We start from the raw sequence: 20,626 nt of genomic DNA, 5'->3' as shown, positions 1-20,626 counted from the left end.
TCATGCGGCCGGATTGCCGGGATCATTGGTCCAGGCGGACGGAGCCTCGCCACTCCCCGGCGCTCTGTCCGCCGTTGGCATAGTGGAAGATGCCCGGCCCATCCGGCTGGCCGTTGCGGAAGCGCCCGGCGAACCGGCTGCCGTCGGTGAAGGTCATCACGCCGAAGCCCGACATCAGGTCGCCCGCCCATTCCCCTTCATAGGTCTGGCCGTTGACGAAATGGTAGACGCCCGCCCCCTGGCGGATCGGCCGACCGAGCCCGGAACCGGAGGACGGCTGCGTCCATGTTCCCTCATACCGGTCGCCGCCGGAAAAGCCGTAGACCCAGTAACGGCTGTCGGGACGGCTACGTGCCCGCTCCGCCGCCGTGCGGGCGTCGCCGAGGGCGCGCATCGCCTGCTGCTCCGCCTCCACTGGGGGACTCTCCGGCGTGACGGTGCCGGAGCCTGCCGGAGCGGCAGGGAAACTGCGTGGCTGCTCGGTTCGGATCGGGTCGGAGCTGCCTGCGGCCGGCGGCTGGATCGTCTGCTCCGTGCCGGGATCTCCGAAGGAGGGGCCGGCCTCCACCGGGCCACGGGCGCGGGCGGCGAGCGGCGAAGGATCGGCCCAGCGGGCGACCAGCGCCCCCGCGGTGAGATAGCCGGTCCGTCCGCCTGAATCGCGCACCCGCAGCCAACTCCCCTCCGGCACCGCCTCCAGCACGGTCACCACGCTGCCGGCCGACAATTGCGCCACGCCATGCGCGCCGACGGCCGGCCGGTCGAACAGGACGCCCGGCTTCGCCATCTCGTATTCGCCGGGGGGAAGGCTGGCGGTGGTCACCGCCGGCGGTTCCTTCGCCGGGGGCTCCTTCGTCGCGGTCGGCGCGGCGGGCTGGGCGGGCGGGCTCACGGGTGGCTTGGCGGGAGCCGCGGCGACGGCCGGCACCAGCACCAGATCGCTGCCCAGCCGGTCCTGGAGCCAAGGCAATTGCCGGCCGCCGCTGCGTTGGGCGACCGCACGCGCCACCTCGGCCAGGGAATCGCGGAAGGTGACGCCCGGCTTGACCATCTCGCGCGCCAGCGCAGCGGTGAAGGGATCGGGGCCCTTGCCCGATCGGGACGGCACCGGCGGCACGCCCGGACGGTGGGCATAGGCGACGAACAGCCCGTCGGCCTCCATCGGCGTGCCCAACGCTCCGCCGCCGACCCGCTGGGCGAGCGCTTCGGCGATGCCGGGATCGATCACCACCACCGCCTTGCGCCCGCTGTCTCGCAGGTCGCTCAGCAGGCCGTCGAGTTCCAGGGCGTTGCGCGGCAGATCCTCCGCACCGGTGGGTGCCGCGTCGGTCGGCAGCAGAAACTCCCGCTCGCCCAGCCCGACGGCGAGGCCGGTGTAATAGACGAAGCCGAGGTCTGCCCCGGACAACGCCTCGCGGAAGCGTTCCAGCGCGGATTCCATGGCGACACGTCCGACATTATCGGCCCGCGTCACCGAAAAACCGGCGCCGCGCAGCGCCGACGCCATGGCCGAGGCATTGGCGGCAGCCTGTTCCGACCGGCTGTCGAGCGCGCTGTAGCGGCCATTGTCGATGACCAGCGCCACCCTCCGTCCACTGTCCGCCAGCGCGCTGCCGAAGGGGAGGACGGCCAGCAGCGCCGCCGTCAGGGCGGTCGCCTCCAGGCGGCGGCGCCATCCTCCTGCGGTGCGGCTGGATGCATGGCTTGCGGTCGGGGTCGTGGTCATCGTCACGGCATTCCATCCTTCGTCTTCGCGGCAGCCTCCGGCAAAAGCATGATCCAATGCGCCGCCCGTCGCCGGGATGCGTACCGCCGGCGGGAGCATAGCCTTTTCCACCGATCGCGAACCCCGCTCTTTGGGGGCGCCGCACTGTGGTGGCGCTACCCCCTTGGACGACAGGCGAGCTTGGCACCTGCGCCGCATCTGCAGGAGGTCGGGCGAGGTATCGCTTTCCCTTCGCGGCGAAGCCGCCTATATGACGCTCCTTCGCAGACAACGAGGTTCGCCATGCCACCCGCCAAGCCGTCCGCCGTCCGGATGTCCGACACCGAAATCGCCCGCGTGCAGATGTACCTGCGCAAGACGCTGGGCAATCCCAAGATCGTGATCGAGCCGCCGGCCAAGGCCGGCCAGTCGGCCGAAGTGACGGTGGATGGCGAGTTCTTCGGCACGCTGAACCGCGACGAGGACGAGGGCGAGGTGTCCTATGCCCTGAACGTCGTCATCCTGGAAGAGGACCTGCCGGAACCGCCGGCCATTCCGCGCCGCTGATTTTCGGTTCTTTGTTCCGGCGTTCCATTTCCCGGTGCCCTAGCGGCTGCGAGCGCGAAGCTCCGCCGCCAGGGCGGCCAGCAGGGTCTGCCCGCCCGACAGGGTCAGGCCGCGCACCAGGACGATCGCCGTGTGCCCGCCGCGCCGGTGCATGACCAGCCGCACGTTGCGGCTGCCCGCGGCCTTCAATTCCGCCTTCACCGCATCGTTGGGCGCCACGTTGCCGACGACGAGGGTCATCTCGGCCTTATGGCGATAGTCGCGCGCCGGATCGATCCAGGCGACGAACAGCGGCTTGCCACCGACCATCGGATAGAGCGCCAGATCCCGGATCGTTTCGTGGGGATGGATGCGGGCGCCGTCCACCGTCAGCCCGCGCGTCGTGACGCCGAGCCGGACGGCGCGGCGCTGGACCGTCTCCGTCAGCATCACCACCCACAGCAGCAGCACCGGAACCGCGCAGAACACGGCCAGCCATTGCAGCATGCCGGCCAGTTCATCGGGCGCCAGACCGGCTCCGGCGATGAAGCCGGTCGCCAGCAATCCCGCGACCAGCAGGTAGCGCGTGCGGATCATCGGCGTCAGAACCGGCGTCGCCACGAATACGGGGCCGGCCGCGCCATCTTCGCGCGTGATCTCGAGGCTTGGCGGCGGCTTGGCGGCGGACATGTCGCAGGGGGAAGGCTGGGAAGGGGCGTGATCCTGTTCCGGCAAGGCGCCGCCCGTCCAGTCCTTTTGACCAGCCCCTTCGATCGACCGCTTGCACCCGCGCTGCGTGTTCGGGCGGGGCCGGCGCTCGTCCATGCCTTGAAAATGGCGGGGAGCATGGTAATCTCCGGGGTCAGGAGGTGACGCGAGGCGCTTTCCTGAATGGCGGGACCGGTTTCCCGGCCCCACCATCACTGGCTTACCTGTCCTGGTCCGCGTTGAAGCCCGCTTCGAACTCGAACTTCAGCTTGAACCAGAAGCGGCCAAGCCACTTCAGGAATTTTCTCACTCGCGTCACCTCCTTTCGGTTGCCGCTGATGCATAATGCATGTCCGGCGGCGCGAGAATACAAGGCATGCGGCCGCATGCCAATTGCCGATCCTTGGATTGTGCGTTCTGGTTGCATCGAGTTGTCCCTGGTCCGGATGGCCGGTCTTCTGCAACCCTGGTCCCGCAATCGGTGCGGTGATAGCTTGCGGACAGGTCGATTTCTGACCGATCCGACAAGACCGATCCCCAAATCCGCGCTGTGAAGGACCGCCGCCCGTGACCTCCCCCCATCCGCTCGGTGTCCGGGAGGCGACCGCTTCCCGGCAAGGCTCGGACCCGGACGCATCCCCGGCTAGATCGTCCGTGGTCGTCGAGGCGCGCAAGCTGTCGCTGGTCTATCCCACCGCGGACAAGCCGGTCACGGCGTTGAGCGAGGTCGACCTGACCATCGCCCGCGGCGATTTCGTCTCGCTGATCGGTCCCAGCGGCTGCGGCAAGACCACGCTGCTGCGCGTCATCGCCGATCTGGAGCGTCCCACATCCGGCCGGATCGCCATCGAAGGCATGACGCCGGAGCAGGCGCGGCTGAAGCGGCTCTACGGCTATGTCTTCCAGGCCCCGGCGCTCTATCCCTGGCGCACGGTGGAGCGCAACGTCATGCTGCCGCTGGAGATCATGGGGATCGGCCGCGCCGAACGGCAGGCCCGGGCTCGCGAGCAGCTGGAGCGCGTCGGCCTGTCGGGCTTCGAGCGCAAGTTCCCCTGGCAGCTGTCCGGCGGCATGCAGCAGCGGGTGTCCATCGCCCGCGCCCTGGCCCTGCAACCCGACCTGCTTTTGATGGACGAGCCCTTCGGCGCGCTCGACGAGATCACCCGCGACCATCTGAACCTGCACCTGACCCAGCTGTGGCGGGCGACCGGCAAGACCTGCGTCTTCGTCACCCATTCGATCGCCGAGGCGGTGTTCCTGTCGACCCGCATCGTGGTGATGAGCCCGCGGCCCGGCCGCATCCTCGACGTCATCGACTGCGATACCCTGCCGCGCGAGCGCAAGCTGGACATCCGCGAGTCGCCGGAATTCGCCGCCATCGCCCATCGTGTGCGTGAAGGGCTGAAGGAAGGGCACAGCTACGATGATTAAGCGTGCGCTTCCCGTCACCGTGATGACGCTGCTCCTGCTGGCGGCCTGGTACGCCGGGGCGGCGTGGCTGAACTGGCCGCAGGCGGCGGAGACGCTGGTGCGCGCCAACAAGCCCGCCGGTTTCGGCGACGTCCTGGCCCAGGCCTATGCGATGAAGCGGCCGATCCTGCCCACCCCCGACCAGGTGGTGGTGGAGCTGTGGACGTCCCTGTCCGGCTATGCGCCGACCAGTCCGCGCAACCTGCTGTTCCATGCCTGGGTGACGGCGGAGGCGGCCCTGACCGGGCTGGCGATGGGGTTGGTTCTGGGCATCCTGCTGGCCGCCGGGATCGTCTATACCCGCACGCTGGAAGCCAGCCTGCTGCCTTGGGTCATCGCGTCCCAGACCATCCCGATCCTGGCGATCGCGCCGATGATCGTCGTCATCCTCGGCAACATCGGGCTGACCGGGCTGCTGCCGAAGGCGGTGATCTGCATGTATCTCTGCTTCTTCCCGATCACCGTCGGCATGGTGAAGGGGCTGCGCTCCGCCGATCCCTTGTGGCTCGACCTGATGCGGACCTACTCGGCGAGCGGGATGCGCGCCTTCTGGTCGCTGCGGCTTCCGGCCTCCATGCCCTTCCTGTTCGCCAGCCTCAAGGTTTCGGTCGCCATCAGCGTGGTCGGCGCCATCGTCGGCGAGCTGCCGACCGGCGGGCAGGCCGGGTTGGGGGCGCGGCTGCTGTCGGGATCCTATTACGGCCAGACCGTGCAGATCTGGGCGGCGCTGATCATGGCCTCGCTGTTGTCGGTGGCGTTGATCGCCGTGGTGCGCGGGCTGGAACTGGTCCTGCTGGGCCGGGCGGGTGCGCGATGAGCGACATGACGACGAATTCCCATCGCACCAGCCTGCGCAACGCCGCCGATTGGATGCTGGTCGCCATCGCGCTGCCGGCATTGGCCGCATTCATGCTGCCGCTCGGAGCAAGGGATGGCGCGCCCGTCGGCTGGCTCGGCGGGACGATGGCGCCGCTGTTCCTGAGCGGGGTGCTGCTGACGGTCGTCGCCGGCCGCGCCGCGCCGAAGCGGGTCTGGGGGGCCTGGGTGGAACTGGCCGGCGTGGCGCTGGCGTGGCTCTTGCCGCTGTACCTGATGAAGGAAGGGCTGGACCTGTCGGCCGGCTGGGGGCTGTGGCTGTTTCTGGTGGCGGCGACGCTGCTGTTGTGGCGCGTGATGGGGGTGCTGTCCGGGGTGCCGGGCTGGACCCGCGCCGTCATCGTTCCCGGCCTGTTCGGGCTCGGCCTGCTGGTCGGGTGGGAGGTGCTGGTCCGCGGTTTCCAGGTGCCGGCGATCCTGTTGCCGCCGCCCAGCCGCATCGCTTCGGCGCTGGCCGCCAACGCGCCGGTCCTGTGGGACGATTTCCGCCAGACCGTGCTGACCTCCGTCCTGCGCGGCTACGTCATGGGCTGCGGCGCCGGCTTTCTGGTGGCAATCCTTGCCGACCGCGTGCCCTTTCTTGCCCGCGGATTGCTGCCGCTCGGCAATCTCGCCAGCGCCATTCCGGTGGTGGGCATCGCCCCGATCATGGTGATGTGGTTCGGCTTCGACTGGCAATCCAAGGCCGCGGTCATCGTCGTCATGACCTTTTTCCCGATGCTGATCAACACGCTGGCGGGTCTCGGCAATTCGGAGCGCATCCAGCTCGACCTGATGCGCAGCTATGCCGCCGGCTATGGCCGCACGCTGGTCAAGCTGCGGCTGCCCAACGCGCTGCCCTTCCTGTTCAACGGGTTGAAGATCAACTCCACCCTGGCGCTGATCGGCGCCATTGTCGCCGAGTTCTTCGGGACACCGGTGGTCGGCATGGGCTTCCGCATCTCCACCGAGGTGGCGCGGATGAACCTGGACATCGTCTGGGCGACCATCGCGGTGGCGGCGCTGACCGGCTCCGGCCTCTATGGCGGCCTGGCATTGCTGGAGCGGGTGACGACCGCCTGGCATCCGTCGATGCGCCGGCGCTAAACGTCGGGGGAGCGGCGCTGGCATGCCCGTTGCTTCGATCCCGCCGTTGCAGCCGGCAGGGGAGGTGGGCATGGCCGACGTCGTCGTTCTGAAGCACATCCGCCTGACGCGGGCGCTCCAGGCCATCGAGATGGCCGCGATCTCGCTGGATGGCGAATTGACTGCCCTGCGCACCGCCGGGCGTGCCGGCTTTTTGGGCAATCATGCCGAGGAAGCCACGCTTCTGCGCACCTATGTCCGCACCCTCCGCGTCCTGTTGCAGGCGATGACCCCCGACGAGGTGGAAGAGGCCGGGCTCGGCGAGCGCCACGCCTTGGCGGAGGCCGCGGTCGGCCGCTGTGCCGCCGCGTTGCGGGCGCTGGACCTGCCGGCCGGCGGCGGTCCGGTCACCGGAATCGCCTGACGATCCCTGTCGCGAAGCCGACGGCGTCTGGACGTCTTTCGGCCACTACCATACTGCCGTATGGCTGGAATGCGGGGTGGATTTCTCCTCTCCGTTGCCGGAACGCCGCGCTATAGTGGCCGGCCCAACGAACAGTCGGACCCTCCCGGCAGAAGGTACAGGCAAAAAAGGGCGCGATGAGGCTCCTCGTTTCCGATCTCACCCACCGCTATGACGATCTGACCGTCCTGGACGGCATCGACCTGACGCTGGCGGAGGGAGAAATCCTGGCGGTGATCGGTCCCAGCGGCTGCGGGAAATCGACGCTGCTCGGCATCGCCGGCGGCATCGTCGCTCCGAGCTCCGGCAGCATCCGGGTGGAGGGGGAGGTGCCCGACGGCTGCCTCAATCCGATCACCTTCATCTTCCAGGACTTCGCCCTGCTGCCCTGGCGCAGCGTGGAGGACAATGTCGGCCTGGTGCTGGAGCATCACCCGCTCTCCGCCGCCGAACGGCGCGAGCGCATCGACAGCGGTCTCCGCCGCATGGGGCTGTGGGAGTTCCGCCAGGCATTGCCCAAGCAGCTGTCCGGCGGCATGCGCCAGCGGGTCGGCATCGCCCGCGCGCTGGCGGTGCGCCCGGCCATGCTGCTGCTGGACGAGCCGCTGTCGGCGCTGGATGCCCAGACGCGCGAATTGCTGATGGATGATTTCCTGGAGCTGTGGCGGCGGGAGAAGACCACCGCCCTCTACGTCACCCACAATCTGGACGAGGCGCTGCGGCTGGCCGACCGCGTCTGCGTGCTGAGCCGCCGTCCCGGCCGCATCCGCGAACTGGTCACCATCGAGGAGCCGCGGGAGCGCCGGCAGGAGCCGTCGGCCCAGGCCCATCTCGCTGAAGTGCGCGACCGCCTCTGGCACCTGATGAAGGCCGAAGCCCAGATGGCCGACCGGGAGATCGCCCGTGCCTGACAGCCTGAACCCGACCGCGGTTTCGACCGCGTCATCCCTGGGCCAGCCGGTCCGATTCCGTGGCGGCGGCTTCACCGTGAAGCGCCATCCCTGGGCGGCGCTGGCCGCCTTCGCCGTGCTGATCGCGCTGTGGGAGGGGGCGAGCCGCCTCGGTCTCGCCAGCCCGCTGTTCCTGCCGCCGCCGAGCGCCGTCGGGCATGCGCTGGTCGGCATGGTGACCGACGGATCGCTGTGGCTGAACCTGAAGGCGTCGCTGGGGCGAATCGCCGTCGGCTGGGTGCTGGGCACCGCGGGCGGCATGCTGGTCGGCTTCGCCATGGGCATCTTCTCCACCGCCCGCGCGGTGGGGGTGCCGCTGGTGTCGGCCTTCTTCCCGATTCCGAAGATCGCGCTCCTGCCGCTGTTCATCCTGTGGTTCGGCATCGGCGAGCCGTCGAAATTCGCCACCATCGGCTTCGGCGTCTTCTTCCCCACCGTCATCGCCACCTACAGCGCCATCGACCAGGTGCCGCGCAACCTGATCCGCATGGCGCAGAGCTTCGGCCTGCCCTGGCGGTCGATCCTGCGCTCCATCGTCCTGCCGGGCGCCCTGCCGGGCATCCTGGCGGGATTCCGCATCACCGCGTCCATCGCGCTGATCCTGGTGGTGGCGGCCGAGATGATCGGGGCGGAGTACGGCATCGGCGCCTTCGTGCTGATGGCCGGCAACCTGATGCAGACCGACACGCTTCTGGCCGGCGTGCTGGTGCTGTCGCTGCTGGGGCTGGCCATCGGCACCGTGCTGTCGCAGCTCGAACGGCGCCTGCTGAACTGGCGCTGATCCACTCCTAAGAAACCTGAACCATCCATCGGGAGGATTTCCGTCCATGACCCTCGCCCGCCTCACCCGGCGCGCCGTGATCGCCACTGCCGGTGCGGCCTTCGCCGCCGGCATCCCGATGTCCGCCGCGCTGGCGCAGCCGCTGGAGAAGGCGACGGTCGGCGTGCTGGCGCTGTCCTCCTCCGGGCCGATCTTCATCGCCAAGGCGAAGGGCTATTTCGAGAAGGAGGGGCTGGATGTCGAGCTGAAGATGTTCACCTCGGCCCAGCAGGTGCCGGTCGCGGTGACCTCGGGCGATGCCGATTTCGGCGTCACCGGCCTGACCGCCGGCTTCTACAACCTCGCCTCCAAGGGCGCCGTCACCATCATCGCGGCGCAGAGCCGCGACGAGCCGAGCTTCCCTCTGAGCGCCTACCTCGCGACCAACGCCGCCTTCGATGCCGGGTTGAAGACGCCGGCCGACCTGAAGGGCAAGCGGATCGCCATCACCACCGTCGGCTCGACCTTCCACTACATGATCGGGCTTCTGGCGCAGAAGCACGGCTTCACGGTCAAGGACGTGACCATGGTGCCGTTGCAGGACGTGCCGAAGATGGTCGCAGCCTTCAAGGGCGGTCAGGTCGATGCCATCATCGCGCCGTCCACCGTGTCGCGGCAGCTGGTCGCCGACGGCGCCGGCAAGATGCTGGGCTGGGTCGGCGACGAGACGCCCTGGCAACTCGGCGCGCTGTTCACCGCGCCGAAGACGATGAAGGACCGCCGGCCGCTGGTGGAGAAGTTCGTCCGCGCCTACAAGACCGCGCTGGCCGAATACCACGCCGCCTTCAACGGCAAGGACGCGGCGGGCAATCTGGTCAAGGGTCCCGGCTATGACGAGCTGCTGGGCATCATCGCCGACGCCACCAAGCAGAAGCCCGACATCGTCGCCGCCGGCCTGCCCTATGTCGACCCGCAGGCCCGCCTGCTGGTGGATGACATCGTCAACCAAGTGAAGTTCTGGCAGTCGGAAGGGCAGGTCGACAAGGCGCTGGATCCCAAGTCGGTGATGGACCTCAGCATCGCCGGGCAGTGATATCCCTCTCCTGGGGGCGGGGGAGGGGGCGGTCACACCGCCAGATAGGCCGCCCTCACCCCGTCATCCGCCATCAACTCCGCCATCGTGCCGGTCCAGCGCGGCCGGCCGGTCTCAATGACGCAGGCGCGGTCGGCGACGGCCGACGCGAAGGACAGGCTCTGCTCGGACAGCAGCACCGACAGCCCCTCCGCCTTCAGCCGCCGCACCGCCTCGGCCATCTGCCGGACGATCAGCGGCGCCAGTCCTTCCGACGGTTCGTCGAGCAGCAGCAGCGACGGGTTGCCCATCAGCGTGCGGGCCAGCGTCAGCATCTGCTGTTCGCCGCCGCTCATCCGGGTGCCGCGGCGGCCGCGCATCTCCGCGAGGTTGGGGAACAGGGCGAACAGCTTCTCCGGTGTCCAGGCCGGGGCGCCGGGGCGGGGCGGCTGGCGACCGACCTCCAGATTCTCCTCCACCGTCAGGTCGGCGAAGATGCGGCGGTCCTCCGGGACATAGCCGACGCCGAGCCGGGCGACCCGATGGGCGGGCAGGGCCGACAGGTCGCGGCCGTCGAAGCGCAGGGTCGCGGCACGCCGCTCCACCAGCCCCATGATCGCCTTCAGCGTGGTGGTCTTGCCGGCGCCGTTGCGGCCCATCAGCGCCACCACCTCGCCACGGCCGACGGTCAGGGCGATCCCGTCGAGGATATGGGCGCGGCCGTACCAGGCCTGGAGACCGTCCACCGTCAGCAGCGGTTCGCTCACGCTTCGCCTCCCAGATAGACGGACTGCACGCGGGGATCGGCGCGCACCTGATCCGGCGAGCCTTCCGCGATCAGCCGGCCGCGGTCGAGCACCAGCACGCGGGTGGCGTGGCCGAAGACGACGTCCATGTCATGCTCGGTGAACAGCACGGCGAGGCCGCGCTCGCGCACCAGCTCCGCCGTCAGCGCCATCAGGGCGAGGCGTTCGGCAGGCGCCATGCCGGCGGTCGGCTCGTCCATCAGCAGCACCGTCGGCGCGCTCGCCAGTGCCATCGCCAGTTCGACCCGCTTGACGTCACCATAGGCCAGCACGCCGCAGGGGCGGTCGGCCTGGGTGGCCATGCCGACCCGCTCCAGCAGGGCCAGCGCCGGCTCGCGGAACTGGGCGGCGGCCGGACGCCACAGGCCGAACAGCCGGCGGGCGCGCGACAGCAGCACCATCTGGACATTCTCCGCCACCGTCATCGAGGCGAAGGTCGCGGTGATCTGGAAGGTGCGTCCGACCCCCAGCGCCCAGATGCGCCGCGGCGGCAGCCCGACGAGCTCCGTGCCGTCCAGCCTGACCGATCCGGAATCGGGCTTGAGCTGGCCGTTCAGCAGGTTGAAGCAGGTGCTCTTGCCGGCACCGTTCGGGCCGATCAGCGCCAGCAGGTCGCCGGAGCGCAGGGTGAAGGACACGCCGCCGACCGCCTGCACTCCGCCGAAGGAGCGTTGCAGGTCGCGCACCACCAGTTCGCTCATGCCCTCCTCCCGATGCCGGAGAGGAAGCCGACGATCCCCCTGGGGAAGACCAGCACCAGTGCGACGATGATCAGGCCCAGCACCAGCCGCCACCAGTCGGTCAGGCTCATCACCTCCGACTCCAGCAGATGGAAGACCACGGCCCCGGCGAGCGGCCCGGCCACGGTCTGGATACCGCCCATCAATACCATCACCAGCGCGTCGACCGATTGCGGCACCGCCAGCAGGGTGGGGAAGACGCTGCCCTTGGCGAAGGCGTAGAGCCCACCGGCCAGACCGGCCGCGGTGCCGGCCAGGACGAAGGCCATCCACTGGAAACGGCGTGTGTCGATACCCACCGATTCGGCACGGAGCCCTGAGTCGCGCCCGGCCCGCAGCGCATAACCGAAGGGGGCGAAGGCCGCCCGGCGCAGCAGCCACAGCGTCCCGCCGCACAGAGCCAGCGTCAGCCAGTAGTACGTCGCCTTGCCCGCCGCCCAGGCCGGCGGCCAGACGCCGAGGATCCCGTTGTCGCCGCCGGTCACCGCATACCATTGGAAGGTGATCGACCAGGCGATCTGCGCGAAGGCCAGCGTCAGCATGGCGAAATAGAGGCCCGAGCGCCGCACGCAGAACCAGCCCGCCACCAGCGCTCCCAACCCGGCCAGCACCGGCGCGCCCGCCAGGGCCAGCGGCATCGGCGCCCCCAGATGCTTGACCAGCAGGGCCGAGCCATAGGCGCCCAGCCCGAACCACGCCGCATGGCCGAAGGAGACCAGCCCGCCCAGCCCGATCAGCAGATGCAGGCTGGCGGCGAACAAGGCGAGGATCACCACCTCGGTCAGCAGGATCAGCGCGTAATCGCCGGCGACCAGCGGTGCCGCGGCCAGGATTGCCAGCAGGGCCAGCGCCCAGGTCCCGGCATGGCGTCCGGCCGACAGCGGCACGGTCACCGTGGCGGGTGCCGTCGGCGGCACCTCGTCGGCCCGGCCGAGCAGGCCGTGCGGGCGCAGCACCAGCACCACCGCCATGAACAGGAAGACCAGAACCAGCGTGATCTGCGGGAAGACCAAGATGCCGAAGGCCTGCAACTGCCCGATCAGCAGGGAGGCGAGGAAGGCGCCGGTCAGGCTGCCCATGCCGCCGACCACCACCACGACGAAGGCCTCCACCACGATCGCCATGTCCATCTGCAGGGTCACCGCCTCGCGCGGGACCTGCAGGGCGCCGCCCAGCCCGGCCAGCGCGCAGCCCAGGAACAGCACCCCGGTGAACAGCCGCGCCGGATCGACGCCCAGCGCGCTGGTCATCTCGCGGTCCTGCGTCGCCGCCCGCACCAGCGTGCCCCAGCGGGTGCGGTTGAACAGCAGCCACAGCAACCCGAGCACCAGCGGCCCCAGCCCGATCAGCACGAGGTCGTAGAGCGGGAAGGGCTGGTCGAGGATATCGATGGACCCTTTCAGCCCCGGCGCGCGGCGGCCCAGCAGATCCTCCGGCCCCCAGGTCCAGGCGGTCAGGTCCTGCACCACCAGCACGACGCCGAAGGTGCCCAGCAGCTGGAACAGCTCCGGCGAGCGGTAGAGCCGGCGCAGCAGCCCGATCTCCATCGCGGCGCCGAGAGCGCCCATCGCCAGCGCCGCGGCGGCGACCGAGCCCCAGAAGCCGGCCGGCGAGCCACCGAACCGCTCGATCAGCGACCAGCCGGCATAGGCGCCGACCATGTAGAAGGAGCCGTGCGCGAAGTTCACGATCCGCGTCACGCCGAACACGATGGTCAGCCCCGACGACACCAGGAACAGCGTCGCCGCGGTCGCGAGGCCGCTGAGGGCCTGGACGAGGAGGAAGGACATGGGGCGGGTCGTCTCGGTGCTGACTTTTGCCCCCACCCTAACCCTCCCCTGCTGGGCGGGGGAGGGAATTGGTACTGAACTGGGAGGGAAGCGGTAGTCCCTCCCCCGCCCAGCGGGGGAGGTTAGGTGGGGGCAATCGAAGCCTGCAACGTCACTCCGCCGGCCGCATCTTGCGCGCCGCGTCGTCCGACGGCAGGTAGTTGGCGCCGTCGGCGTAGCGCCAGTCCTTCATGGTGCCGCGCCCGTCCTTGACCGTGGTGGTGCCGACATAGGCGCCCATGGTCGCCTGATGGTCGGACGCCCGGAAGGTCACCGGGCCGACCGGGCTGTCGATGGTCAGGCCGGCCAGCGCATCGACGATCGGTTCGGAATTGGCCGATTTGGCCTTGGTGATGGCGGCGGCGACCGCCTTCATGGTGATGTAGCCGACGATGGAACCCGCCTTGGGCGACTCCTTGAAGCGCGCGGTATAGGCGGCGACGAAGGCCTTGTGGGCGGGGGTGTCGATCTGGTCCCAGGGATAGCCGGTGACGATCCAGCCTTCCGGCGCCTCGTCCTTCATCGGCTCCAGATATTCCGGCTCGCCGGTCAGCAGGCTGACGACCTTGCGGTTGCGGAACAGGCCGCGCCCCTCGCCCTCGCGCACGAATTTCGCGAGGTCCGCGCCGAAAGTGACGTTGAAGATGGCGTCGGGCTTGGCGGCGGCCAGGGCCTGCACCGTCGGTCCGGCCTCCAGCTTGCCCTGCACCGGCCATTGCTCGGCGACGAACTCGACGTCCGGGCGCTTTTCCTTCAGCAGCTGCTTGAACCACGCCACCGCCGACTGGCCGTATTCGTAGTTGGGGGCGACGGTGGCCCAGCGCTTGGCCGGCAGCTTCGCCGCCTCCTCGACCAGCATGGCCGCCTGCATGTAGGTGCTGGGGCGCAGGCGGAAGGTGTAGCGGTTGCCCTTGGACCAGGTGATGGCGTCGGTCAGCGGCTCGGCGGCGACGAAGGGCACCTTGTTGCGTGCGGCGAAATCGGCGACGGCCAGCCCGATGTGGGAGAAATAGGTGCCGGCCAGCACGTCCACCGCCTCGTTCGTCACCAGCTCCTGCGCGACGCGGACGGCGTCGTCGGGCTTGCCGGCGTCGTCGCGCGAGACGACCTGCAGCTCGCAGCAGCCGATCACGCCGCCCTGGGCGTTGATCTCCTCCAGCGCCAGCTGCCAGCCCTGGCGGTAGGGAATGGTGAAGGCGGGCAGGCCGGTGTAGCTGTTGATCTCGCCCACCCGGACCGGCGCGCCGGAGAAGGTCGCCAGCGGCTTGGCCGATTGGGCCGCAGCCGGGACGGCGGAGAGTGCTGCGACGGAAACTGCGACAGACACGGCGGCGAACAGAGTGGCCGGGCGGAGAGCCTTCGCCAGTGGCGAGGCGGTCGGGTGGCGGTGCTTCATCCTGCGGGGACCCCGGGTTCGTGAGAGACCAGCGGCGTGTCCGGGTCGCTGTGCGACGCAACACATCGCGTTCATAGCAAACCCGGCGCAAAAGTCACCGCCTGATCGGGGGCGTTCCCGTTCGGCGGCCCGCTTGTCCCGCGATCGCGGCCTACATCAGGCGGGCCAGCAGGGCCATGAACTGCACCCGCTCTTCCTCGGTCAGGGGGGCCAGCGTTCGTTCGTTCGCGGCGGCGGCATTCGCCATCAGGTCGACGACGAGGGCCTGACCGATCCGCGTCAGCCGGACGCTGGTGCGCCGGCGGTCCTGCGGGTCGGGCTGGCGTTCGACCAGATTGCGCTCCACCAGCCGCAGGATCACGCCCTGGGTGGTGGCCGGATCCATGTAGGTCAGCCGGCCGAGCTGGTTCTGCGACAGCGGGCCCTCCGCATGCAGGGTGGCCAGCGCCGCCCATTGGGTGGGCGTCAGCAGCGAGTCGCCGATCTGGTCGATGAAGATCGCCGACGAGCGCTGATGGGCGCGGCGGAGGCGGTGGTGAACCTGGCCGGCCAACTGGTAGTCGTCGGGAGGCAGTCGTCCGAAGTCGTCCATGGCAACAGGCCCGTGGTTCGTGCCCGCCTTCGGTCCGGGGCGAAGGCTGGGGCGGGCACGGACCGCCGCTCCCGGTTGCGTGGGCAGGGATGACTGGGCGTTTGCCGCCCATTGCCACCCGATGCGTCCATCATGCGTTCCTCATGGAAAGCGTAGAAAAGACAAGCGCCACAGTGCAACCTTCGCAGATGCGTCATAGAGCCACAGGAATGGGAACGCCATCGCCAGCGCAACAAAAGAAGCGCCGCAAGCCCGAAAACAAGCCATGCGTCGCTTCTGTCGGAATTCGGGCGGTCCCACCCACCGCATCATGACGGCGGGACCGTGCTGAGCTTCGGCGACCGCCGCTTCTCGTCCCTTGTTCTTCGTCAGGGTTTGCGCTTGGGCGGGTAGCTGTCGGGAGGAGCGGTCTTTTCGTTCGGACTGGCGGCGCCCTCGCCGTCGGGGGGAGTCACGCCGCCCGGCGTGTAGGGCGGGGTGGTTGCGTCGGGTGGGCGTTTGGTCGACGGCGGCGGGGGCGGCGTGTCGAGTCGGCGTGTCATACGGCACCTTTCCTGGTCGGGACTCGTCATGAACAACCCGGTGCCGGGCAGCCGGTTCCAAACAGGGAGCATTGGACATCGCCAGTTCTGCCGAGCCGGACTATTACCATCATCTTAGGACGGTCAAAAAGGACGCGGAATTCAAGCCTGTCGCGGCCACGGCCGCCCTTGCCGAGCCGCCTGCTTTTGTTGCGTCCACACCACAGGACCCGGCAAAAGCGGCGGCGCCCGGGCTTCACTGTTGCGCGCGGAGCACGGTTTGTTGTGTCTTTGCCGAGGATGCGTCCGCGTCGGCCCATGCTGGAAGTCCAGCAGGAACACCGGTGGCCGGACGTGTCCCACCAAGGAGCCGGACCCCCGGCCCAGTGAGCCGACCGAACCCAGCCAAGCGCGGTGACTCCATGAAGACCAGCACCTTTTCCCTTCTCGCCCTCGCTCTCGCCTCGACCGGGCTGACGTCGCTTCCCGCCGCCGCCCAGGACGACCTGCAGCGTGGCGAAACCGTGCTGGAGCGTCGCCGGCCGGAGCTGGAGCAGCTCGGGCTGCGCGCCGGATCCTTCCTGTTCCTGCCGCGGGTGGAAGCCGGGGCCACCTACGAGACCAACGTCTATGCCACCCGGGACGACCACGAGGACGACGTCATCTGGACGGTCCGGCCGCGGCTCGACATCAAGTCGGACTTCGCGGCCCACGCGCTGAACTTCTCGGCCTCGGCCGACGCCGGCCGCTACAGCGACCACAATCGCGAGAACTACACGGACTATGCCGTGCAGGCCGACGGGCGCTTCGACGTGAACAAGGGCGGCGCGCTGGACGGCCGGCTGTTCCACCGCCGCAACCACGAAGGCCGCGGCGACATCAACAGCCTGCAGGGCTATGCCGAGCCGGTGACCTACCTCACCAGCGGCGGCGAGGCCGGCTATACCCAGCGTTTCAACCGCCTGCGCGCGCGCCTGTCCGGCTCGGCGCAGGACATCTCCTATGACGACGTCGACGTGATCGGCGGCGGCATCGCCCCCCAGGGCGACCGCGACCGCTGGGAATACGCGACGGTCGGCCGCGTCGGCTATGAGTTCATCGAGGGCTACGAGGCCTTCGTCCAGGGCACCTATTCCTGGAGCCGCCACAAGAACGACCGCGACGCCTCCGGCATCGACCGCGACTCGGACGGCTACGAGGTGGTCGGCGGCCTTGCCACCGAACTGACCGGCCTGATCACCGGCGAGGTCTTCGCCGGCTATCTCGTCCGCAACTACAAGGATTCGCGGCTGGAGGACTTCGGCGGCCTGTCCTTCGGCGGACGGGTGAACTGGGCGGTCACGCAGCTGACCGGCATCAGCGCCACCGCCAGCCGGCAGGTGCGCGAAACCTCCGCCAGCCCCGGCTTCGGTACCGCCTCCAGCTATACCCGCACCCTGTTCGCCCTGGGCGTCGACCACGAACTGCTGCGCTCGCTGGTGCTGAACGGCCGGCTGCAATACCGCCAGGACGATTTCAACGGCAATGACCGCAACGACAAGGTCTATACCGGCAGCGTCGGCGGCACCTATCAGATGAACCGCTACCTGTACCTGACCGGCGGCTACACCTACGAAAAGCGCAATTCCAACCTCAGCGCCGCTGAATACAGCGACAACCTGATCTATCTGCGGGTCGGCGCGCAGATGTAATATGGCGGATTCGGATCGGTCGTCCGGGAAAGTCCCGGCCGAACGGCCTAAAGGTTCCGCTGAACAGGCCAGGGCGTCCGTCCTATGACGGGCGCCCTTTTCTTATGCCTACCTTTGTCATCTGTCGCGATGTACTGAACAGATCCGAAGGCGGTAATTCCTCTCCACTTTTTCCCAAGCGCTTGCGAGTTGCTAGTCTCCACCCGAATTCAGGTGCGTGACCAAAGGACGTCGCTGCAGGACGGCCGGCGGATGGGGCGGTTCCATGAGGCCATCCCATCATCCGGGCCGAACCCCGGAGACGGAGCCGGCGCTGCGGCAGGCGTCCACCAGCCAGGGAAAGGTTTTTGGGATGAATCGACGTCATGTGATCCGTGCGCTGGGCCAGGGGATCGGGTTGGCCGCGCTCGCCGTTGCCATGGTCGGCTGTGCCGGCAACGACGCGCCGATGGAGACCGCCAGCGCCGGTCAGATCGGCGAATACCATCTCGGCCCGGGAGACGCCTTGCGCGTCATCGTGTTCGGCGAGGAGCAGCTGTCCGGCGAGTTCCGCGTGGACGGCACCGGCAAGGTCGCCATGCCGCTGATCGGCGAGGTTTCGGCCAAGGACCGCAACACCCGGGACCTGGAAAAGGAAATCGCCACCCGGCTGTCGGCCGGCTACGTGAAGGACCCGAAGGTCAGCGTCGAGGTGCTGAACCACCGGCCCTTCTTCATCCTGGGCGAGGTGCGCAATCCCGGCCAGTACCAGTATGTCAACGGCATGACCGCCCTGTCGGCGGTGGCGATGGCCGGCGGCTACACCTACCGCGCCAAGGAGGACTACATCCTCATCACCCGCGGCAGCGATCCCAAGAAGGAGATCCGCAAGGCCCCGATCACCACCTCGGTGATGCCGGACGACGTGGTCCGCGTTCCGGAGCGTTATTTCTGAGCCGCGGCCTCCGAGCCGCAGGCGGCGGAATGCCGAAAAGCGAAAGCCCGGCCGGGGACTCCCCGGCCGGGCTTTCGCTTTTCTGGCGCTCTGACGGCGTGCACCGACCGAACCGCGAGGCGGTCAGGTGTCCAGCGTATCGCCGCCCTTCTTCTGACCCGGCGGGATGCGCTGATTGCCGGGAACGACCGGATCGCGCGAGACGCCGTGCGGCGGGGTGGTTCCAGCCGCTTCATCGTCGGTCCCGAGCGGGGCGGCGGCCGGATCGGTCGCCGGAACCTTGTCGCCGGTCAGCCCGCGGTCGATGTCCGCGCGCATCCGGTTGGCCTCCGCGCTGGGCGTGGTGGGCGTATCGCCGCCCGACTCGGGACGCTGGGGCTTGGTCATGGTCGGCCTTTCGCAGGAACTGCTGGGAGGGGCATTCCGAAGCCTCCTCCAACCGCCGGTGTCCGTCGGAAGTTCCCCGACGCCACGGTGACCCATATCCATGCCGCGGATGTTCCTGGTGGGGGCGTGGAGGCGCCGATCCAATGCCCGAACAGCAAAACGGCCTAGCGCCGGTAACGCTAAGCCGTTGAAAAAGCTGGTGCCGGATACAGGAATCGAACCCGTGACCTTCTGATTACAAATCAGCTGCTCTACCAGCTGAGCTAATCCGGCGTGCCCGCCGCTCGGCGGACGCACACCTTAGCGTCCCTTCTCCGCGCAAACAAGCACTTGGCTAACGGCGAGCCGCGACCGGCGTCACTCACGCAGACGGGCGACTTCGTACAGCGCCACCGCGGCGGCGTTGGAAACGTTGAGGCTGCCGACCGGACCGCCCGTCGGCAGTCGGGCGATGGCGTCGCAGCGCTCCATCGTCAGCCGCCGCAGCCCGCTGCCTTCCGCTCCCATCACCAGCACCGTCTTGCCGGTCAGGTCGAGCTTGGCCAGCGTCGACGCTCCCGATTCGGCCAGTCCGACCGACCAGAAGCCGTTCTGCTGCAACTCGGTCAGCGCCCGCGCCAGATTGGTGACGCGGATCAGCGGCACCGCCTCCAGCCCGCCCGATGCGCTTTTGGCGAGCACGCCGGTCGTTTCCGGCGCGTGGCGTTCGGTCACCACCACGGCGCGGGCGCCGAAGGCGGCGGCGGAGCGCAGGATGGCGCCGACATTGTGCGGGTCCGTCACCTGGTCGAGCGCCACGATCACCGCCGACGGCTCCGCCGCCAGCTCGTTGCACAGATCCTCGATGCCCAGCTCGGGCAGGGGGGACGTATCGATCACCAGGCCCTGATGCACGGCGCCCGCCGGCAGCATCCTGTCGAGCTCCGTCCGGTCGACCGGCGTCGCCTCCGGCCGTTGCAGTCCTTGCGTCCGCGCCGCTGCAATCGCCGGCTCCAATGCCGCCCGCCCCGAGTCGGTCGCCAGCAGCCGGTGAATGCGCCGTTCCGGGTTGGTCCAGGCGGCTGCCACCGGATGCAGTCCATAGAGCAGCACGCCGCGCGCGGCCGAGGGGCGGCCGCCCTTCGCGGACCCGCGGCGGCCGCGCCCGGCCTCTTCCGCCTGGTCCTGCCGCGGCGGGTTTGCTTGCTGTGGCTTGGCGCCCGCCCGCTCCGTCTGGCGGTTGGCAGCGGAGGAGGAGGCCGGATGTCTGGAGCGCGTCATGATACCCACGAAGAAGGGGAGGGGGCTGCCGCGGACTGCGGCCGAATTTTTTCTGGTGTGAACCGCTTAACCCGTGTTGACAAGGTCTGAAAAATTCGCATATTGCCGAACTCCGCGGCGGGCACAGCCAAGCCGCGGACTGGAAGGGTGGCCGAGTGGTTAAAGGCAGCAGACTGTAAATCTGCCCGCGTTAGCGTACGCTGGTTCGAATCCAGCCCCTTCCACCACTACTTTCCACGGCTTGTCCGTGATCGCGTTTGCCCCGGACGGTCGCGCCGGCGGGATGGCTCGGGCGGGTGTAGCTCAATGGTAGAGCAGAAGCCTTCCAAGCTTACGACGGGGGTTCGATTCCCCTCACCCGCTCCAATCCCCTGCGCGCCACGGAAAACCGATCTCGGCCGGGCCATTGTGTGCGTCCGGAACGTCGGGAACGAAAGACCAAAGCGATGGCGAAGGCAAAGTTTGAGCGGAACAAGCCGCACTGCAACGTTGGCACGATCGGCCACGTCGACCACGGCAAGACGTCGCTGACGGCGGCGATCACGAAGGTGCTGGCGGAGTCCGGCGGCGCCACCTTCACCGCTTACGACCAGATCGACAAGGCGCCGGAAGAGAAGGCGCGCGGCATCACGATCTCGACGGCGCACGTCGAGTACGAGACGTCGAACCGCCACTACGCGCACGTCGACTGCCCCGGCCACGCCGACTACGTGAAGAACATGATCACGGGCGCCGCCCAGATGGACGGCGCGATCCTGGTCGTGTCGGCCGCCGACGGCCCGATGCCGCAGACGCGCGAGCACATCCTGCTGGCGCGCCAGGTCGGCGTTCCGGCGCTGGTGGTGTTCATGAACA

General features: G+C 68.9%; 21 protein-coding genes and 3 tRNA genes. 13 read left to right on the top strand and 11 right to left on the bottom strand.

All coding sequences use genetic code 11. The annotated features are described in order from the left end of the window. Nucleotides 1-22: 22 nt before the first annotated feature. Entirely contained in the window at nucleotides 23-1,726 is a 1,704-nt protein-coding gene (locus JHL17_RS26405; RefSeq protein ID WP_200197740.1) for a caspase family protein, read from the bottom strand. A 282-nt stretch (nucleotides 1,727-2,008) separates the two neighbouring features. On the opposite strand from JHL17_RS26405, the gene JHL17_RS26400 reads away from it, so the two are divergent. Then, the gene (locus JHL17_RS26400; RefSeq protein WP_149234807.1) at nucleotides 2,009-2,272 is read left to right on the top strand and encodes a DUF3126 family protein; all 264 of its coding nucleotides are present in this window, start codon (nucleotides 2,009-2,011) and stop codon (nucleotides 2,270-2,272) included. Nucleotides 2,273-2,311: 39 nt separating this feature from the next. Here the strand turns inward: JHL17_RS26400 and JHL17_RS26395 are convergent, their stop codons facing one another. Then, entirely contained in the window at nucleotides 2,312-2,872 is a 561-nt protein-coding gene (locus JHL17_RS26395; RefSeq protein ID WP_345773883.1) for a hypothetical protein, read from the bottom strand. Between the two features lie 741 nt (nucleotides 2,873-3,613). On the opposite strand from JHL17_RS26395, the gene JHL17_RS26390 reads away from it, so the two are divergent. The 7 genes from JHL17_RS26390 to JHL17_RS26360 all read left to right on the top strand — a co-directional run bounded on the left by JHL17_RS26390 (nucleotide 3,614) and on the right by JHL17_RS26360 (nucleotide 9,636). Next, nucleotides 3,614-4,390: an ATP-binding cassette domain-containing protein gene (locus JHL17_RS26390; RefSeq protein WP_200197662.1), complete on the top strand. Its 777-nt coding sequence runs from the start codon at nucleotides 3,614-3,616 to the stop codon at nucleotides 4,388-4,390. Then, a complete protein-coding gene (locus tag JHL17_RS26385; protein WP_200197661.1) occupies nucleotides 4,383-5,246 on the top strand; it encodes an ABC transporter permease in 864 nt (287 codons plus the stop codon). Before JHL17_RS26390 ends, JHL17_RS26385 begins: the two co-directional genes overlap by 8 nt. Before the next feature lie 5 nt (nucleotides 5,247-5,251). Next, on the top strand, nucleotides 5,252-6,391 hold the full coding sequence (locus tag JHL17_RS26380; protein ID WP_425599655.1) for an ABC transporter permease: 1,140 nt from the start codon (nucleotides 5,252-5,254) through the stop codon (nucleotides 6,389-6,391). A 22-nt stretch (nucleotides 6,392-6,413) separates the two neighbouring features. Next, nucleotides 6,414-6,794, top strand: a complete 381-nt coding sequence (locus tag JHL17_RS26375) for a hypothetical protein (RefSeq protein WP_247893837.1) — start codon at nucleotides 6,414-6,416, stop codon at nucleotides 6,792-6,794. A gap of 176 nt (nucleotides 6,795-6,970) precedes the next feature. After that, entirely contained in the window at nucleotides 6,971-7,744 is a 774-nt protein-coding gene (locus tag JHL17_RS26370) for an ABC transporter ATP-binding protein (RefSeq protein WP_200197660.1), read from the top strand. Continuing rightward, nucleotides 7,737-8,564 carry an ABC transporter permease subunit gene (locus JHL17_RS26365; protein WP_200197659.1) on the top strand — a complete coding sequence of 276 codons (828 nt, stop codon included), beginning with the start codon at nucleotides 7,737-7,739 and terminating at the stop codon, nucleotides 8,562-8,564. The genes JHL17_RS26370 and JHL17_RS26365 overlap by 8 nt, the downstream gene beginning before the upstream one ends. A gap of 46 nt (nucleotides 8,565-8,610) precedes the next feature. Then, nucleotides 8,611-9,636, top strand: a complete 1,026-nt coding sequence (locus tag JHL17_RS26360; RefSeq protein WP_200197658.1) for an ABC transporter substrate-binding protein — start codon at nucleotides 8,611-8,613, stop codon at nucleotides 9,634-9,636. A gap of 32 nt (nucleotides 9,637-9,668) precedes the next feature. On the opposite strand, the gene JHL17_RS26355 is transcribed toward JHL17_RS26360, so the two are convergent. The 6 genes from JHL17_RS26355 to JHL17_RS26330 form a co-directional block, all read right to left on the bottom strand. Beyond that, nucleotides 9,669-10,382: an ATP-binding cassette domain-containing protein gene (locus JHL17_RS26355; RefSeq protein WP_200197657.1), complete on the bottom strand. Its 714-nt coding sequence runs from the start codon at nucleotides 10,380-10,382 to the stop codon at nucleotides 9,669-9,671. Further along, nucleotides 10,379-11,122 (bottom strand): ABC transporter ATP-binding protein, encoded by a 744-nt coding sequence (locus JHL17_RS26350; RefSeq protein WP_200197656.1) that lies wholly within the window; start codon nucleotides 11,120-11,122, stop codon nucleotides 10,379-10,381. The genes JHL17_RS26355 and JHL17_RS26350 overlap by 4 nt, the downstream gene beginning before the upstream one ends. Then, nucleotides 11,119-12,951, bottom strand: a complete 1,833-nt coding sequence (locus tag JHL17_RS26345) for an ABC transporter permease (RefSeq protein ID WP_200197655.1) — start codon at nucleotides 12,949-12,951, stop codon at nucleotides 11,119-11,121. Before JHL17_RS26345 ends, JHL17_RS26350 begins: the two co-directional genes overlap by 4 nt. Before the next feature lie 151 nt (nucleotides 12,952-13,102). Beyond that, on the bottom strand, nucleotides 13,103-14,386 hold the full coding sequence (locus tag JHL17_RS26340) for an ABC transporter substrate-binding protein (RefSeq protein WP_200197654.1): 1,284 nt from the start codon (nucleotides 14,384-14,386) through the stop codon (nucleotides 13,103-13,105). A gap of 151 nt (nucleotides 14,387-14,537) precedes the next feature. Continuing rightward, nucleotides 14,538-14,978 (bottom strand): MarR family winged helix-turn-helix transcriptional regulator, encoded by a 441-nt coding sequence (locus JHL17_RS26335; protein WP_200197653.1) that lies wholly within the window; start codon nucleotides 14,976-14,978, stop codon nucleotides 14,538-14,540. Nucleotides 14,979-15,346: 368 nt separating this feature from the next. After that, nucleotides 15,347-15,520, bottom strand: coding sequence for a hypothetical protein (locus JHL17_RS26330; protein WP_200197652.1), 174 nt, complete (start codon nucleotides 15,518-15,520; stop codon nucleotides 15,347-15,349). A gap of 401 nt (nucleotides 15,521-15,921) precedes the next feature. Here JHL17_RS26330 and JHL17_RS26325 point away from each other — a divergent pair, with 401 nt between their 5' ends. Then, a complete protein-coding gene (locus tag JHL17_RS26325; RefSeq protein WP_200197651.1) occupies nucleotides 15,922-17,190 on the top strand; it encodes an outer membrane beta-barrel protein in 1,269 nt (422 codons plus the stop codon). Between the two features lie 352 nt (nucleotides 17,191-17,542). Further along, nucleotides 17,543-18,124, top strand: coding sequence for a polysaccharide biosynthesis/export family protein (locus JHL17_RS26320; RefSeq protein WP_200197650.1), 582 nt, complete (start codon nucleotides 17,543-17,545; stop codon nucleotides 18,122-18,124). Nucleotides 18,125-18,247: 123 nt separating this feature from the next. Here the strand turns inward: JHL17_RS26320 and JHL17_RS26315 are convergent, their stop codons facing one another. The 3 genes from JHL17_RS26315 to rlmB form a co-directional block, all read right to left on the bottom strand. After that, nucleotides 18,248-18,511 (bottom strand): hypothetical protein, encoded by a 264-nt coding sequence (locus JHL17_RS26315; protein ID WP_200197649.1) that lies wholly within the window; start codon nucleotides 18,509-18,511, stop codon nucleotides 18,248-18,250. Nucleotides 18,512-18,708: 197 nt separating this feature from the next. Next, nucleotides 18,709-18,784 (bottom strand) — tRNA-Thr (locus JHL17_RS26310). Nucleotides 18,785-18,868: 84 nt separating this feature from the next. After that, the gene (gene rlmB / locus JHL17_RS26305) at nucleotides 18,869-19,771 is read right to left on the bottom strand and encodes a 23S rRNA (guanosine(2251)-2'-O)-methyltransferase RlmB (RefSeq protein WP_200197648.1); all 903 of its coding nucleotides are present in this window, start codon (nucleotides 19,769-19,771) and stop codon (nucleotides 18,869-18,871) included. Between the two features lie 141 nt (nucleotides 19,772-19,912). Here rlmB and JHL17_RS26300 point away from each other — a divergent pair. The 3 genes from JHL17_RS26300 to JHL17_RS26290 all read left to right on the top strand — a co-directional run. Further along, nucleotides 19,913-19,998 (top strand) — tRNA-Tyr (locus JHL17_RS26300). A gap of 65 nt (nucleotides 19,999-20,063) precedes the next feature. Further along, nucleotides 20,064-20,137 (top strand) — tRNA-Gly (locus tag JHL17_RS26295). A gap of 80 nt (nucleotides 20,138-20,217) precedes the next feature. After that, a partial coding sequence (locus JHL17_RS26290) for a GTP-binding protein (protein ID WP_200196888.1) occupies nucleotides 20,218-20,626 on the top strand: 409 nt, incomplete at its 3' end.

The sequence above is a fragment of the Azospirillum endophyticum genome (assembly GCF_016595245.1).
In the GTDB taxonomy this organism is placed as follows: Bacteria; Pseudomonadota; Alphaproteobacteria; order Azospirillales; family Azospirillaceae; genus Azospirillum; species Azospirillum endophyticum.
This window is presented reverse-complemented; position numbering and strand designations above follow the sequence as displayed.

What these genes read in the sequence shown, in the direction of transcription:
- rlmB (WP_200197648.1), bottom strand. Translation starts at nt 19,771, where the DNA reads ATGACGCGCTCCAGACATCCGGCCTCCTCCTCCGCTGCCAACCGCCAG.
- JHL17_RS26360 (WP_200197658.1), top strand. Translation starts at nt 8,611, where the DNA reads ATGACCCTCGCCCGCCTCACCCGGCGCGCCGTGATCGCCACTGCCGGT.
- JHL17_RS26385 (WP_200197661.1), top strand. Translation starts at nt 4,383, where the DNA reads ATGATTAAGCGTGCGCTTCCCGTCACCGTGATGACGCTGCTCCTGCTG.
- JHL17_RS26315 (WP_200197649.1), bottom strand. Translation starts at nt 18,511, where the DNA reads ATGACCAAGCCCCAGCGTCCCGAGTCGGGCGGCGATACGCCCACCACG.
- JHL17_RS26325 (WP_200197651.1), top strand. Translation starts at nt 15,922, where the DNA reads ATGAAGACCAGCACCTTTTCCCTTCTCGCCCTCGCTCTCGCCTCGACC.
- JHL17_RS26375 (WP_247893837.1), top strand. Translation starts at nt 6,414, where the DNA reads ATGCCCGTTGCTTCGATCCCGCCGTTGCAGCCGGCAGGGGAGGTGGGC.
- JHL17_RS26340 (WP_200197654.1), bottom strand. Translation starts at nt 14,386, where the DNA reads ATGAAGCACCGCCACCCGACCGCCTCGCCACTGGCGAAGGCTCTCCGC.
- JHL17_RS26320 (WP_200197650.1), top strand. Translation starts at nt 17,543, where the DNA reads ATGAATCGACGTCATGTGATCCGTGCGCTGGGCCAGGGGATCGGGTTG.
- JHL17_RS26400 (WP_149234807.1), top strand. Translation starts at nt 2,009, where the DNA reads ATGCCACCCGCCAAGCCGTCCGCCGTCCGGATGTCCGACACCGAAATC.
- JHL17_RS26345 (WP_200197655.1), bottom strand. Translation starts at nt 12,951, where the DNA reads ATGTCCTTCCTCCTCGTCCAGGCCCTCAGCGGCCTCGCGACCGCGGCG.
- JHL17_RS26380 (WP_425599655.1), top strand. Translation starts at nt 5,252, where the DNA reads ATGACGACGAATTCCCATCGCACCAGCCTGCGCAACGCCGCCGATTGG.
- JHL17_RS26370 (WP_200197660.1), top strand. Translation starts at nt 6,971, where the DNA reads ATGAGGCTCCTCGTTTCCGATCTCACCCACCGCTATGACGATCTGACC.
- JHL17_RS26335 (WP_200197653.1), bottom strand. Translation starts at nt 14,978, where the DNA reads ATGGACGACTTCGGACGACTGCCTCCCGACGACTACCAGTTGGCCGGC.
- JHL17_RS26330 (WP_200197652.1), bottom strand. Translation starts at nt 15,520, where the DNA reads ATGACACGCCGACTCGACACGCCGCCCCCGCCGCCGTCGACCAAACGC.
- JHL17_RS26405 (WP_200197740.1), bottom strand. Translation starts at nt 1,726, where the DNA reads ATGACCACGACCCCGACCGCAAGCCATGCATCCAGCCGCACCGCAGGA.
- JHL17_RS26350 (WP_200197656.1), bottom strand. Translation starts at nt 11,122, where the DNA reads ATGAGCGAACTGGTGGTGCGCGACCTGCAACGCTCCTTCGGCGGAGTG.